Annotated in this window: 13 protein-coding genes; all 13 read right to left on the bottom strand. The window is 50.8% G+C overall.

The genetic code is table 11. From position 1 onward, the window contains the following. Nucleotides 1-28: 28 nt before the first annotated feature. On the bottom strand, nucleotides 29-862 hold the full coding sequence (locus tag M4D81_RS27580) for an ABC transporter permease (RefSeq protein ID WP_260068756.1): 834 nt from the start codon (nucleotides 860-862) through the stop codon (nucleotides 29-31). Beyond that, nucleotides 859-1,809, bottom strand: coding sequence for an ATP-binding cassette domain-containing protein (locus tag M4D81_RS27575; RefSeq protein ID WP_260068755.1), 951 nt, complete (start codon nucleotides 1,807-1,809; stop codon nucleotides 859-861). Before M4D81_RS27575 ends, M4D81_RS27580 begins: the two co-directional genes overlap by 4 nt. 60 nt (nucleotides 1,810-1,869) lie before the next feature. Beyond that, nucleotides 1,870-2,688 carry an NAD(P)H-binding protein gene (locus M4D81_RS27570; RefSeq protein ID WP_260068754.1) on the bottom strand — a complete coding sequence of 273 codons (819 nt, stop codon included), beginning with the start codon at nucleotides 2,686-2,688 and terminating at the stop codon, nucleotides 1,870-1,872. 81 nt (nucleotides 2,689-2,769) lie between these two features. Next, the gene (locus tag M4D81_RS27565) at nucleotides 2,770-3,660 is read right to left on the bottom strand and encodes a helix-turn-helix transcriptional regulator (protein ID WP_260068753.1); all 891 of its coding nucleotides are present in this window, start codon (nucleotides 3,658-3,660) and stop codon (nucleotides 2,770-2,772) included. 267 nt (nucleotides 3,661-3,927) lie between these two features. After that, nucleotides 3,928-4,116 (bottom strand): hypothetical protein, encoded by a 189-nt coding sequence (locus tag M4D81_RS27560; RefSeq protein WP_260068752.1) that lies wholly within the window; start codon nucleotides 4,114-4,116, stop codon nucleotides 3,928-3,930. A 72-nt stretch (nucleotides 4,117-4,188) separates the two neighbouring features. Continuing rightward, nucleotides 4,189-5,460 carry a Gfo/Idh/MocA family protein gene (locus M4D81_RS27555; RefSeq protein ID WP_260068751.1) on the bottom strand — a complete coding sequence of 424 codons (1,272 nt, stop codon included), beginning with the start codon at nucleotides 5,458-5,460 and terminating at the stop codon, nucleotides 4,189-4,191. Between the two features lie 34 nt (nucleotides 5,461-5,494). After that, entirely contained in the window at nucleotides 5,495-7,117 is a 1,623-nt protein-coding gene (locus M4D81_RS27550; RefSeq protein ID WP_260068750.1) for an extracellular solute-binding protein, read from the bottom strand. Between the two features lie 48 nt (nucleotides 7,118-7,165). Next, nucleotides 7,166-8,050 (bottom strand): carbohydrate ABC transporter permease, encoded by an 885-nt coding sequence (locus M4D81_RS27545; RefSeq protein ID WP_071223266.1) that lies wholly within the window; start codon nucleotides 8,048-8,050, stop codon nucleotides 7,166-7,168. A 19-nt stretch (nucleotides 8,051-8,069) separates the two neighbouring features. After that, the gene (locus tag M4D81_RS27540) at nucleotides 8,070-9,029 is read right to left on the bottom strand and encodes an ABC transporter permease (RefSeq protein ID WP_071223267.1); all 960 of its coding nucleotides are present in this window, start codon (nucleotides 9,027-9,029) and stop codon (nucleotides 8,070-8,072) included. Between the two features lie 720 nt (nucleotides 9,030-9,749). After that, nucleotides 9,750-10,793 (bottom strand): LacI family DNA-binding transcriptional regulator, encoded by a 1,044-nt coding sequence (locus M4D81_RS27535; protein WP_260068749.1) that lies wholly within the window; start codon nucleotides 10,791-10,793, stop codon nucleotides 9,750-9,752. 204 nt (nucleotides 10,794-10,997) lie between these two features. Further along, nucleotides 10,998-12,182, bottom strand: a complete 1,185-nt coding sequence (locus tag M4D81_RS27530; RefSeq protein ID WP_071223269.1) for an MFS transporter — start codon at nucleotides 12,180-12,182, stop codon at nucleotides 10,998-11,000. A 149-nt stretch (nucleotides 12,183-12,331) separates the two neighbouring features. Further along, complete coding sequence (locus tag M4D81_RS27525) at nucleotides 12,332-12,634, bottom strand: ArsR/SmtB family transcription factor (protein WP_071223382.1); 303 nt, start codon at nucleotides 12,632-12,634, stop codon at nucleotides 12,332-12,334. A 45-nt stretch (nucleotides 12,635-12,679) separates the two neighbouring features. Next, nucleotides 12,680-13,891 carry a glucuronate isomerase gene (locus M4D81_RS27520; protein WP_260068748.1) on the bottom strand — a complete coding sequence of 404 codons (1,212 nt, stop codon included), beginning with the start codon at nucleotides 13,889-13,891 and terminating at the stop codon, nucleotides 12,680-12,682. Nucleotide 13,892 lies beyond the last annotated feature (1 nt).

Raw genomic sequence — 13,892 nt, 5'->3', positions numbered from 1 at the left:
CATGCAAGCCTGGTTTTTTTTATGCCTCTTACCGCTCGTTTTTGGTTTGGTACAGATACAGCGTAAGTGGAACGAAAATAGCGATAATCACCACGCAGACCCCGATTCCTGTCATGATCACAGGCATGGTTGCCGTGCCGTTCATCAGTCCCCTGACCGTGGCTGCCGCCATGCTGATCGGATTCAGGTCGATGAGAATGCCCGTCCATTTCGGCATCGTCGACGAATCCACCAGAATGGTGCTGGCGAACAGCAGCGGGTATATCGCGATCATGCTCGACCCCGATACCGTCTCCGGCCGTTTGGCCACGACGCCGATCAGCGCAAATATCCAGCTGACACCGAATGCAAAGAACAGGATGATGGCAATGGCAAGTGCCATTTGGATGACGCTGCCCTCGGGCCGGAAGCCCAGTACAAGCCCCGTGCCCAGGGCTACGATTACGCCGATTGTATAGCGCACACCATCCGTCAGGATGGAGCCAAGCACCGAGGCCGGCTGCCAAAAGGGCAGCGTTCGAAATCGATTATATACCCCTTTGGTAATATCCGAGCATATCGTGGTTCCGCTATACACCGTCATAGGCACGACCGTCAGGATCAGAATGCCAGGCAATAGAAATTGAATATAAGCCCCGGTTGACCCGGCCATAGCGCCGCCGAACAAGTAACTAAATATAAGCAGCAGCAGAACCGGCGACAGAACCGCGTCCATCACCAGACCAAACCCGTTGTGCTTCGTATGCTGCCAAGTTCTCCACATAAAGATTCGGATCGCCGTCAGGGCATGGGGAGGATCGGTATCGGCTTGGCGAACAGGCAGCACGCCGTCCTTATTCGCTGTATGATGGCTTACACTCATGGAGTGCCTCCCTTCGACTTCGCGCGGGTCAGTGACAGAAAGACCTCATCCAGACTCGGTTCGCTTAAGGCGAAATATTCAATAGCTAACCCGTTCTTCATCAGTGTATGAAGGGCCTGATTAGCAGCTCTTGCATCCTTCACCGGAATTTTATGTACCAAGGGATGATCGTCCTGCAATACGGTCAACGCGTGTTCCTCATTTAACAAAGTACCCAGCTTGCGCTGATCGGCCGGTTCGTTGAATTGGATGGTTAACGTTCTGTTGCCAACGGAAGCCTTCAATTGCCGGGGCGTCCCTTCCGCAATCAGGCTCCCCTTATCCATCACGGCAATCCGGTCCGCCAACTGATCGGCTTCTTCCAGATATTGCGTCGTCAGCAGCACGGTGGTGCCCCGTTTCAAAAGCGACCTTACAACCTCCCACACTTGAATGCGGCTTTGCGGATCGAGGCCCGTTGTCGGCTCATCCAGAAAAATAACGTCGGGTTTCGTAACGATACTGGCGGCAATATCCAGCCGCCTCCGCATCCCGCCAGAGTAATGCAACACCGCGCGGTCCTTTGCTTCGCTGAGTCCAAAGGATTCGATCAGCTCCTCGCTTACGGATCGAGCCGATTTCGCCGAATAACCGTAAAGCCTTGAAATCAACATTAAATTCTGAAGACCGGAGAGTCCCTCATCCAGTGCTGCAAACTGGCCTGTCAGACTGATCTTTCTTCGAACGTGCCGGGCATTGCTTACGACATCATACCCGGCCACGCATGCGAATCCCCCATCCGGCTTAACCAGGGTGGATAACATATGAATGGTGGTTGTTTTTCCGGCCCCGTTCGGACCTAACAAGGCAAACAGCTCTCCTTGTTCCACTCGCAGATCCATTCCTTGAACGACCCCAATGCCGTTATAAGATTTGCGAAGCTTTTTCGTTTCAATGGCGTAAGGCAAGTTTCACAATTCCTCCTCTTCCTATACAAATCGACCTCTAGATTGCCATGCTGCTTGCACTTAAAAATCGTCCTTATGATCACGGACCCAATCAGCAAGCGTGGCTGCCGGCTGCCCTGTGACCTGCGCTACCGTCGGTAATACCGTATAACCGATCTCGGGCGGATTTTTTCCCATTTGCACAAAAAATTCAATCGACTCCTCGTCATAGCCTTGCTCTCTCCATTTATCTCTCGCCTGTTCCTCGGTCAGTTCCACAAAGCGGATGTCCCTGCCTGTTACCTCGCCTATAATCCGAACCGCTTCCAATCGCGAGAGGGCTTCCGGTCCCGTAAGGAAATATTCTTGTCCATGGTGACCTTCCTCAAGAAGTGCGGCGACGGCAACGCGAGCGATGTCGGCTTCGTGGATTCTCGCACTCAGCGCATGGCCGAACGGCTCACGAACGACTCCTTCGTGGCGGATCGATTCCTGCCAATCCACCAGAATATTCGCCATAAACTCGCATGGCTTGAGCAAGGTCCACTCCATTCCGCTGTCTCGAAGTGCAGCTTCCACAGGCCCTTCTTCATAGCCCACCAATACCGTTACCCGCTGTATGCCAGCCTTCTCGGCAAGCTCAATAATCCGCGGATCCGTCTGCAGGGTCCCGTATGCCTCATCACTGGAAATGATCAAATGCATGGCCCTCACGCCTTGCATGGCGGGGATCAGGCTATCCGGGTCGTTGAGATTCCCGGCAACCACCTGCACACCCTCCGGCAGGTTCGCTTGCTGTGGATTGCGTGATATCGCTCTCACTTCTATGCCTCGCTGCACAAGCTGCTGCACCATATGTTTTCCAACAGTTCCTGTAGCTCCTGTTACCAAAATGGTCATATGAAACTTCCTCCTTGAGTTTTATTTAATGGTTCATGTTCATTCCCTGTTCATTGTTCATTGTTCATTGTTCTTGATCCATCATTCATAACGTTTACGGATTTCCTCCAGCTCCTGCAGCAGTTCGTCCTTCAATTCCGGCGGAGAGATGATCTCCACCTTTGCACTGTAGCTTAAAATCACCGAGATGGCATAGGCTTTGGTATAGAACACCGTTCGGACATCTAGGAATCCCTCCCCGGAGATGAAAGCCTCCGGAAATTGCTCGGTCACCCTCGGTCCGGCGGATGAATCGAAACGGAGATGAGCCTGTATGCCCTGCACCGCCTCCTGATCCTCCCGCACCAGGTTTCCTCTTGGGATGAACGTGTCGGTGGATATTTCAAGACTGGATATGCGCGATACTCTGAAGATTCGTTTCCCCCGCTTTAACAAGCAGTAGGCCTCCAAATACCACACGCCTTGTTCCCAGTACAGCTGCAGAGGCTCCACTTGCCGCTCCGAGCGGCTGCCGGATGTACTCGTATAGTGAAGGGTCATCAGGTTCGAGCGTTCAATGGCATTTAGAATGGGTCGTACCCATGCCCGCTCATACTCCGACGTGCTCATATCGAATAGAATTTGTTCATGACATCCTCCGTTCAACAGGGCAGGCTGCAGGGTTCCAAGCTTATTCAGGATGGAAGTGTATCTCCCCTTCACAGTCCCTTCGACGCCCTTCAAAAGATTGTAGATCGCCAAAAAATCGTCAACGGAGAAGTGCTGCCTCGTCAGATAGAACCCGTTCATCAATTCAAAGCCGCCATCCGCACCGGGATAGGAAGCAACCGGAATGCCAGCCTGATTAATGAGGTCCACATCGCGGTAGATCGTACGAACCGAGACTTCATACCGGGCGGCAAGCGCCGTGGCCGTCACTCTTTGTTTGGTCAACAATTCCATCGTAATGCCTAGCAGCCGGTCGAGTTTCATCGGTAACACTCCTCGCGTTTCATACTTTTTGACTTCTGAATCGAATGATAAAGCATGAATCCTGACATCTAGTATGTCAGGATTACATCTCGTTCTTGATGGAATGGGATTATTTTTTAGGAAAAGAGTAAATAAGGTGGGATAACAAAAAAAGCTCCGTGTCACGGAGCTTCCTGCATAGATTATATCAGTTCAAACTGTCTAACTGCTACTGAAACCATCCGCTGACAGCTAGCTGTTTCCGCTGTTATGCCAGCTGTTGGCGTATTAAGCGTTCCATTCGACCCATTCGCCATCCTGCGGAATTTCGATATGGGTGCGCAGTCCTTCCGCTGCCAGACGACCGGACAGCTCCTCTCTTGTCACAAGGCAGTGGTTGATCGCTTCCATATGGACCGCAACCGCCTTCGTATATGGAGCATACCGAAGCAGTTCGATCACATCACGCTCATCCATGGTGATCGGATCTCCTGTAAGAAACTATCTATTGTGAATTTTTCATATGATGTATTTTTAATATAATTTCTTTTATTTCACCGTATTCTCTTCCGCCATCAATTCCCGCGCATATTCGTTCAAATTGATGGATTGGCCGTGATTCAGCCTCGATTTCTCCGCTGCGAACGCAATCAGATGGCTCCGCACGGAGGCACTGGCCGACGTCAGGCTCTCCTGCCCGTTATAGCTCCGAACCTCCTTCAGGAAGCTCGCCACAATTCCGCTGTCGCCCCCGCCATGTCCGCTCGACTGCGAAGGAATCGTAATCTCCGTTTTCTGCCCGGACAGGAAATCATAAACCGTAATCTTGCCTTCCTCTCCCCGAAGCTCTCCGCGGGTGCCCATGATCTGAATTCTGCGCTCCTGTTCATACGTAAACCCGCACATGCTGAACATTGCGGTGGCGCCGCCTTCAAACTCCATGTTGACGACCTGATGATCGACCACATTGTTATCGCTCCGATATACGCAGCGGCCATAGTCCGTATCGCGAAGCCCCTGAATGATGTTCGGCTTGGTCAGCTCCTGGGTGAAATGCCCCGCCCATCCCTTGTACTGATCGCTCAAGTAAAACCGGGGGGCCGAATATGGACAGGTCGCTTCTACCTGGCAATCGAGGCAGCGGTCGGCCGAACCTTCGGGGGCCTGCTCCTCCCGGAAATGCATCAGGGAGCCAAACGAAGTGACCTGCGTGCAAGGCCGATCCATCAGCCACGACAGCACATCCATATCATGACAGGATTTAGCCAGTATCATCGGGCTGGCCTTATCGGAATGATTCCAGTTCCCCCGCACAAAGCTGTGCGCGATATGCCAGTATCCCACATTCTCGTTCAGCTGGACCGAAGCCACCTCACCGATGGTCCCTTCCTGAATCAGGCGTTTGATGGTACTCCAAAAAGGGGTATATCTCAGAACATGGCATATGGTCAGCAGCCTGTTGTTGCGAATGGCCGCCTGCTCCATCTCAAGACACTCCTTCGGTTCCGGGGACATTGGTTTCTCCAGAAGCACATGATACTGTTTCTCCAGCGCTTGCATGGTTGGGCCATAATGCATGCGATCCTGCGTGCAAATGACGGCGATATCGGCAAGCTTCGGCTCCGCCAGCAGCGGCTCCCATGATTCATAACACTGTTCCGGAGGAATTCCGAACCTTTCGGCAAATCGGATGCGCCGCGCCGGATCGGCCTCGGCCACGGCCACGAAGGTCAACTCATGCGGGTAATCCAGGGCATAGGGGGCATAACCCCCGGCACCGCGCGCGCCGGCCCCAATCAATATGGCTTTCAATTGTGTCATAACATGTCGCTCCTTTTAGGTTCTGTACACGTGTTTATTTGGTATATCGATCTGCCGCGGACTGGTAAATAGCCAGATAGCGCTCCGAGCCCATTTTTTGCAGGTTAGCAACATATTGGTCCCAGTTATCAAAGGACTCGTTCCCTGCTATGAATTTATCCCGCATTTCATCCACGTACGTGTGAATGTCGGTTTGGATACCGGTAAGCTCGGACTGCTCATCGGCCGTAAAATTAAACGGCGGCCAGACCTTGTCTTGAGGGATGACGTACGGCTCGGCTTTTTTTGCGTTCTCTACAGAAGTCGGCAGGCCTTCCGCTCCCTTGAAATACTTCTGGGTCACGAAGCCCGGATAATATCCGCCGGGCCATATCAGATACTGCCCTACCGCCTGGTCCAGATTGAGACCTTCCGGATTGTTCTTGATGTCGTCCACGTAATCCACATTGCCTTCTGCATCTTCCTTATACGTTTCGTCTTTCCAGCCCATGAAGAACATGCGGATGCCTTCGTCGCTGTAGAAGTAATCCATCCAGCGGATCAGCGCGGCCGGATTCTTCGCTTTATCGGTAAGGACAAACATCCCGATGTTCCCCAGCGGAGAGCCCGTGGCGCTGAACATCTGATCGCCGTGCGGCCCCTTCAATACCGGCAGCCCCACATAACCCTCCTGGTTGTAGATGGCGACCGGATCCACGTTATCAACAACGCCGAGTAGGCCTTCAACGCCTTTCGCGTCCACTTCCGTGCTCTTCACGGACATGATATCCTGCTCCAGCAGGCCGTCCTTGTACAGCTTGTTCACGAATTGAAGCAGTTCCTTGTATCTTGGATCCGTCGGAATGAACCGGACTTTTCCGCTCGCCGGATCGGTATCCACGTTAATGTTCGAAGTTCCGTGATAATTGAGACCGAACGAGCCGCGCAAATAGTTGACGATGCCGGCAGTCCCCACGCCGCCCCAGGCATATTCGTCCTTCTGGCCGTTGCCGTTCGGATCCTTCTCTTTGAATGCCTTCAACATATCGTAGAATTCATCCAGCGTCTGCGGCTCTTGAAGGCCAAGCTTGGTCAGCCACTCCGACTTCACCCACGGCGTTCCGTACAACACGGACCGGAATTCCGGATCGTATATCGTCGGCAGCCCATAAATGTTGCCGTCCGGCATTGTAATCCCCTTCTCGATAACCGGATACTTTTCCATGAGGGCTTTAAAATTCGGCGCGTGTTGATCAATCAGGTCATTCAGCGGAATAAAAGCACCCTGCTTGCCGTATTTCAGCAGGTCTGTCCTTGGAAATGCGGAAGCATAGAACATTTCCGGATAATCGCCGCCGGCCAGCAGCAAGTTCCGTTTTTCCGCCAAATTGTCTTTGTGCACCGTGTCCCACTGCACCTGAATATTGGTCATTTTCTCATATTCCTGCCACAGCCTGATGTTGTTCCAGTCGGCGTTGGCAAAGAACTTTCCGGCAAACCCGGTCACTGTCATCTTGTCGTCGACAATCGGAAAACCCGTTTCATTTATCGCGGATTTCCCTTCACTCGAAGGGTCCGATTGAGCCGTTCCTCCCGAGCCTTTCGAGCTGCAGCCCACCGCCAGCGATAACGACAACATGCAGGTCAACAGAAGACTTCCCCATTGCTTCAGCTTCATCCGTAATCCTCCCCTTTTCATGTTCCATCCATATTTCCATGCAAGGAATTATCCTTTGATGGCCCCAATCATCACGCCTTTGACAAAATATCGCTGCAGGAACGGATAGAGGGCCAGCACCGGAATATTCGCCACGACCAGCACCGCGTACTTAATGCCCTCCACTTCCCTTTGCTGCTTGATCGCCGATTCGGTCGACATTTTGACCATATCGTTCGTTTGTCCCTGAATCAAAATTTCGCGCAGGATGAGCTGCAGCGGAAATTTATCTTTATCCGATAAATACAGAAGTGCATTGAAAAACGCATTCCAATGACCGACCGCATAGAACAATATGGTCACTGCGATAATCGGCATGGACAGCGGCAGTATAATCCGTGTCAGGATTTTTATGTTCGAGCAACCATCAATCGTCGCGGCCTCCTGCAGCTCGCCGGGTATGGACTGCTGAAAGAAGGTGCGCATAATGATGATGTTCCAGATGGATACGGCATTCGGGATAATCATGACCCAGAGCGTATTCAGCATGCCGAGGTTCTTGATCAGCAAATACGTAGGAATGAGTCCTCCGCTGAAAAACATCGTGAAGACCAGCAGCGCCATGATCGCATTTCGCCCGACAAAATCCTTCCGGGACAGCGGATAGGCGGCAAGGATGGTCATCGTGAGATTAATGAACGTGCCAAGCGACGTATATACCAGCGTGTTGGAAAAGCCGCTGATGATATCCTTGTTCTGAAAAATTTTCACGTAGGAATTCAGGTTAACGCCCTTGGGCCACAGCAGCATCTCGCCCCTAAGAACCGCCTGCGGGTCGCTAAACGATGCGCTGAGCACAAAAACCAGCGGATACATGACAATGATGGTGACCAGGATCAGAATCGTATAGTTGATAACATTAAAAATGCGGTCCCCTCTGGTTTCAATTTGCATGGTTCTTTCCCTCCCCTCTTTACCAAAGGCTGGTCTCGCTCACGCGCTTCGAAATAAAGTTCACGACTACCAGCAGGACAAAATTGATGATGGAATTGAACAATCCGATGGCAGCGGAGAAACTGTACTCGGCATTCTGGATTCCCATTCGGTAGACGTAGGTGGCTATAATGTCGGAGCTCTCCATATTCAGGTTGTTTTGCATCAGAAGCACCTTTTCGAACCCGATACCCATAATGCTGCCCATATTGAGGATCAAGAGGATGATGATCGTTGGCATGATGCCAGGGATGTTAATATGCCATATGCGCTGAAGCCTGGTTGCACCATCGACGCGAGCCGCTTCGTGCAGCTGGTTGTCAATGCCGGCAAGGGCAGCCAAATAAATAATGGAGCTCCAGCCCATGGTCTGCCATACATCCGACAGAACGTAAAGAGATTTAAACCAAGAGGGTTCAGTCATGAAATTGATCGGCTGACCGCCGAACATTTCAATAAAATGATTGATGATGCCGTAACGGGGCGACAGAAAAATCATCATCATCCCGACAACAACCACGGTAGAGAGAAAGTGAGGCGCATATGTGATGGTCTGCACGAATTTCTTGAACCGTTCAGCCCGAACCTCGTTCATGAGCAAAGCCAGAATAATCGGGATCGGAAAACCGACGGCAAGACTGTATAAACCGATGCCCAGCGTGTTCTTGATCAGGCGCCAGAAATAATAACTGTTGAAAAAGCGATCGAAGTGCTCAAAGCCGACCCACGGACTGCCCCATATCCCCTGCGTTGCTATAAAATCCTTAAAGGCGATCTGGATGCCGTACATCGGAACATACTGGAACAGGATGTAATAGGCGATGACTGGTGAAATCAGGGCATAAAGCTGCCAATTGCGTAAGACGCGATTCCACAGTAAGCGCTTACGTTTCGTTTCGGGAACCACGGTTGCTGCGGAGTGCAGGGGCGTATTAGCCAATGAGCATCACCTCGTATGTATGGGATTGGATTAACCTCGTTTCACCAGCAAAGCGATTCTGACTTGCCATTAAAACATGGGTATCCGCTCAACCAGCGGATCAGTTCCTTTACATGCATCGAGCTTGAAAAGTACTCGTTTATGATTTCCCTCCTTTGCTATGCAATCCGTCATATGACTAAGCTACCACCGCCTCAAGCTATCCGATTGTCGAATAAGGTTATTCCAGCTCACTATATGTTAGGTATAGTAACGCCAAATCAATTTATAAATAAGACCCGAGCAGGCGGGTGTTATTTTATTTTCTCGGAGTGTTTTTGGATATGTTTTTGGATAATTACGGACTAAATTTGGATCCATACTGGTACATAAAAGGCACCATGCGAAGGGCCTGTTTCATGAATGGGAGGAATTCTCTCTATTATCAAAACCTTTATAATACAAGGTATGAAAACGAAATCGATGACTAGAGTGAAGTTATGCGAAGAATCGTTTAGCAGTTACCAAGCCCAGAAACATCATTCCAAACATTTGGTTGATTTTCACTCATGATAATATAGCAATATGGCATTGTCAAATACTTTTTTGGACTATTTTGGCCCAAAAACCTCAATGTTTGGATGAAAAACCACAAAAAACAGCTATCGGATTTCAACCCGACAGCTGTTCAATAACCTTTATTTCATATTTTATGTTAACTAATCACACACAATGTGTTAGTTAAATGTATGTTCTGGTGAAACTTGAAGACTCCCGAACAATCAATGAGCATGGCAGCAATATTTTGGTTGCCACCTTGAAATGCCCGTCCAAATAATCCACGATTGATTTGGCAGCTACCCTGCCGATTTCGTACTTCGGCACGGAGACAGAGCTTAACGGGGGCGTTGTATACTGGGCCACATCAATGTTATCCATCCCCACGATCGCGATATCTTCCGGGATTCTGCCTTGATTCTCGACAACGGCACGCATCGCCGGAATGGCCAGCATGTCGCTGGCACAAAAAACAGCCGTTGGCCATTGCTCTTTGGGAAGGCCTCCGAGCAGCTCGGACAGCTTGCTGAAGCTTCGATCCACATTCCATCCGGTATTCATCAGCCACTCCTCGCGCACCTCCAGATTGGCTTCCAGCATAGCGAATTTATATCCAACATACCGTTCTTCGCTCTCCATCTGCTTGGAATACGCAGGCCCCCCGATATAGGCGATTCGCGTGTGTCCCTGGTCAATCAGGTGGCTTACGGCTGCCCTCGCGGATGAAATCCGGTCACAGTCTACAACCGGTACGGTCAGCCGCTCATCATTCAAACTCACTCCCATGATGGCAACGCCGGCCTGCTGTATCAGTTCAAACAGCTCCTTGTCATACCAACTGACGGCTACAATCCCCTGAGCTCCTGTCTCCCTCAGCATGAGGCGTATTTTGTCCGCATCGGCGACTTCCTCGCATGTACGAACGATCGCCGGGGGCTGTCCGAGCTCCTCCATTTTTTTATGGAAACCGGCAAGAACCGTTGAGAAATACGGGTGGTCGTCCATCAGGTTTTGGGGAACGACGCAGACAACCCGCTTATCGGCTATGCCGTTATCATGTACCCTTTGGGATGACTCTGGCAGTTTATAACCAAGATCAAGCGCCGCCTGCCGGATTTTCTGCTTGGTATCCTCGCTGACCGGACGGCTTGCATCATTGCTGATGGCACGCGAAACCGTAGATATGGATACCCCGACCCGTTCGGCAATATCTTTGAGCTTAGCCAATCGCATCTCCTCCTTCGCAAAATTTGGAACCAAATTTTCCGCCATCCATTGATCATAGCATAAACTTTCTGGTTTTGGGGCGTCAAATTGATGACTCTGATCGCTGAGAAGAAAGGAGATGTCTCATGGATTCTTTCGTTTACGAAAGTATGAAATGGTGCATTTTAAGCTATCCAACAGCACTGCGTCATCAGTGGTTATTCATTAAGCTTCCAATGGCGCGCGCCCCATGCTCTCCCGCTTTCCTAAACGGAAAAGTACAAACGACACTACCATGGCTATGGCAACGCCCCCGGCACCGATCCAGGTGATGGATGACAAGGACCATTGCTCAACGGCAAATCCTCCGATGCCTGCGCCAGCAGCCATGGCGAGCTGCATCACGGATTGGTTCAGGCCTAGCATGACCCCCGATGAATTCGGCTCCAGCTGGACGAGATTATACTGCTGTGTCGGACCGGAAGACCAGGCGGATAACGACCATATAACAAGAATTGCAAATACGGGGATGGCCGATACGGCTGCTTGAGTAAAAGTCAGAACGATTAACGCGAGAATATGCAGAATCATGCCCCCTGTTAATGTAAGCGGCACTCCCCATCGATCCGTACTGAATCCGCCGAACTTGGAGCCAATAAGGCTGGCAATGCCAAAGGCAAACAGCGCCGCACTAATCAGACCTTCGTTCAGACCGCTAACATGAAGAAGGTAAGGAGACAGGTACGTATAGGCAATAGAATACCCGCCCAGCCAGAAGAAGGTGATCGCCAAACCGAGTGCCACTTTAGGCTTTTTGAGCAGCGCGAATTGCTGGAGCAGCGGTACGGGAGCATCTCCTTTGGTGTGGGGAATCGCCTTATACAGCACGATCATGGAAACAACCCCCAGAATGGCAATGAAACCGAACACTGATTTCCATCCAAAATCAGCAGCTACGACACGGCCGAGAGGGACGCCGATAATCAGGGAAGCCGTGAAGCCCATGACAACCGTAGCGATCGAACTCGCCTGTTTGCCCGGCGGCGCGATTTTGGCGGCAATCCCGAGTGCAGTTACAACGACCATTCCTGCGCCCATCGCCATAATAACGCGCGCAATTACAAACGGAATATACCCCGGAAGGGCAAACGACAATAGATTCGCGATCACAAAAATACCCAATGAATAAACCAACAGCTTCCGTCTCTCCATTCTAGCGGTCAGTGCCATAAGAACGGGGGTCAAGATCGCATAGACCAATGAGAAAATCGTGATCAGCTGACCGGCTGCGGTTATCGTAATTCCTAACGAATCCGCAATTTTATCCAAAACTCCCGATATAATATACTCCGATGTTCCTACTAAAAAACTAACGATCGCCAAAAAATAAATTTTCCAAGCACCCGTCATGATTGTATTTCCACTCCTTTAATAATATTTATATATCACGATTTGTCGATATGTTAAACCAATAAAAAGACATATCGCAATATCTAGATGTGTAGTGCGAGACAAGACTGAATATTCCTTTTTTCTGAAGGAATCATTCAGTACCTGCTCTAAATCTCCTGCTTTAAATACTCTCCAATTTCCCGGATAGCCTCTTCATCCCGCGTATAATACGTAAATTTCCCAAGCCGCTCCGTCTTGATCAAACCCGCCCGATGCAGAATCGATAAATATTGCGATGCGGTGGACTGCGTCATATTCAATTTCTCGGTCACCTGGGTTACGCATACCCCGACTTTCCTCATATCAATCCCTTCGTGGGGTGTAAAATGTTGTTCCGGTTCCTTGAGCCACTGCAATATTTCAAGCCTTGATTCATTGGACAGCGCTTTAAAAACTTCGATTGGTTTCATACGTATCATTATATCGGGATTTATCGATATGTCAACCCATTTCCCTTACTGATCCTCCGTACGAATGCCATAGCGTTTCACGGCACTCGCGTAGAACCATTCGTTTGCCGTATCCAGCGCCGTCTCTTCGTCGATCCAGCCAGATAGGACCCGCTCCCACAGAAACTCGGCAGCCAGCTTCTTCACAAGCAAAATCTTGCCGTAACTCCATTCCATGCATCGGGCATCCGAGACGATAATCGAGCTCTTGCTTGCCGGGAGTGCCTCCAGACGGTACTGCATGCTGTCCCGGTAGGTGCTCGCCCGGAAGTTGAACCACCACATGCCGCCGACATGAACGTTCGGGAAATTCCAGGCCGCCTGCACGGCATCGAGGTTGTTCAGCTCCGATGCAAGCACAAGCTCAAATTCACATCGGTACGACTCAAACAAAGCCGTCAGCTTAAGAATCCGCTCTGTATCATTAGCAGGGAACGCTGTGCCGCACCATGATCTCTCTACTCCGAGAAACAGTTGAACGAGCAGGCCATTCCGATCCGCAGCACCACATATGACGTGCAGCAGCTCCATCAGAATGTCGTCTCGCCCGCTTGCCGGCCCAATCTCCTTACGGATGTGCGAACTCGACTCATACCGCGGCAGCGTTGTCATGATGCCCGGGAGGCCGGCTTCGCGAAATCCGTCAAGCAGCAGATCAATCTCGCCTCTCACATCAAGTAAAGTCCTGGCAGGATCATTAGATTGCACGATGCGGTCAACCCATGAACTCAGCACTCCGTCAATCCGGGGGATCAATACAGCATCATCCCGCATGCCTTGAAACGTTGCATGCTCCGGATGATTCACGACAAACCGGCGGATATTCATCCGGTCTGCCGTTTGCTGTGCCCAGCCCTCTTCGGCGGATGCGTGCCGTACGCGAGCCATAGCTTCCCGCACCGAATGTTCATCCTTGATGGTGACTCCGTATAATTCACGCATAATCGAGGTGAATACCCAGTTCATCAGCGTGCTTCTCGTTGATTGATAGGCTTTTAGAAAAGCGGCAATTCGCTCCGCCTCCGGTAATTTATCCGCTTCATCCGGGTATCCCCCAGCTTGGAGCTCTCGGTAAAACCAGAAGTAATGGGCGATTTCCCAAAAGTCCCTTGCACCGAGCCGGTCACCGATAAGGTGAGTATGGGTATCGAAGACCGGCAGCCCCATGATTCGCTCGAAGAATACGGCTTGTTTGCCGCTCATATCATGCAAGCTCATA

Origin of the sequence: Paenibacillus sp. p3-SID867 (assembly GCF_025142895.1) — a bacterium.
Taxonomy (GTDB): Bacteria; Bacillota; Bacilli; order Paenibacillales; family Paenibacillaceae; genus Paenibacillus_AQ.
Note: the sequence above shows the minus strand (reverse complement) of the source record. Positions and strands in the feature narration are given on the sequence as shown.

Bases quoted from the DNA above. Each gene is read 5' to 3' on its own strand.
- M4D81_RS27565 (WP_260068753.1), bottom strand. From the start codon at position 3,660: ATGAAACTCGACCGGCTGCTAGGCATTACGATGGAATTGTTGACCAAA.
- M4D81_RS27525 (WP_071223382.1), bottom strand. From the start codon at position 12,634: ATGAAACCAATCGAAGTTTTTAAAGCGCTGTCCAATGAATCAAGGCTT.
- M4D81_RS27560 (WP_260068752.1), bottom strand. From the start codon at position 4,116: ATGGATGAGCGTGATGTGATCGAACTGCTTCGGTATGCTCCATATACG.
- M4D81_RS27545 (WP_071223266.1), bottom strand. From the start codon at position 8,050: ATGCAAATTGAAACCAGAGGGGACCGCATTTTTAATGTTATCAACTAT.
- M4D81_RS27555 (WP_260068751.1), bottom strand. From the start codon at position 5,460: ATGACACAATTGAAAGCCATATTGATTGGGGCCGGCGCGCGCGGTGCC.
- M4D81_RS27550 (WP_260068750.1), bottom strand. From the start codon at position 7,117: ATGAAGCTGAAGCAATGGGGAAGTCTTCTGTTGACCTGCATGTTGTCG.
- M4D81_RS27570 (WP_260068754.1), bottom strand. From the start codon at position 2,688: ATGACCATTTTGGTAACAGGAGCTACAGGAACTGTTGGAAAACATATG.
- M4D81_RS27530 (WP_071223269.1), bottom strand. From the start codon at position 12,182: ATGACGGGTGCTTGGAAAATTTATTTTTTGGCGATCGTTAGTTTTTTA.
- M4D81_RS27580 (WP_260068756.1), bottom strand. From the start codon at position 862: ATGAGTGTAAGCCATCATACAGCGAATAAGGACGGCGTGCTGCCTGTT.
- M4D81_RS27520 (WP_260068748.1), bottom strand. From the start codon at position 13,891: ATGAGCTTGCATGATATGAGCGGCAAACAAGCCGTATTCTTCGAGCGA.